The sequence below is a fragment of the Bacillus sp. SIMBA_074 genome (assembly GCF_046534555.1).
GTDB classification, from domain to species: domain Bacteria; phylum Bacillota; class Bacilli; order Bacillales; family Bacillaceae_G; genus Bacillus_A; species Bacillus_A mycoides.
Map to the genome: position 1 here is coordinate 1 of NZ_JAWRYM010001230.1, position 236 is coordinate 236.

Genomic DNA, 236 nt, shown 5'->3' on the forward strand with positions numbered 1-236 from the left:
GGCGCGGCGGTCACAGGAAGACGCGAAGATACTCGCCGATCTTCTCGCCTTCGTCCTCGGGGACCACGGTCTCGAGCTGATCGGAGGTGACCGAACCAGGCAAGCGCGCGGATTCACCGCTGGCGAGCACGTCGACCGTCGGAGCGTTCACGCAGCCGGCGAGAAGCGCGATGGCTCCGAGGGTGAGAGCTCCGCCCATCAGTGGACGGAGGGGCGAGCAGTTCATGCCCACAGGC

Annotated in this window: 1 protein-coding gene; it reads right to left on the bottom strand. The window is 67.4% G+C overall.

Annotation, left to right across the window (positions count from 1 at the left end; translation table 11 throughout):
* Nucleotides 1-10: 10 nt before the first annotated feature.
* On the bottom strand, nucleotides 11-236 hold a 226-nt coding region (locus tag SB773_RS34650), incomplete at its 5' end, for a hypothetical protein (RefSeq protein WP_410595083.1).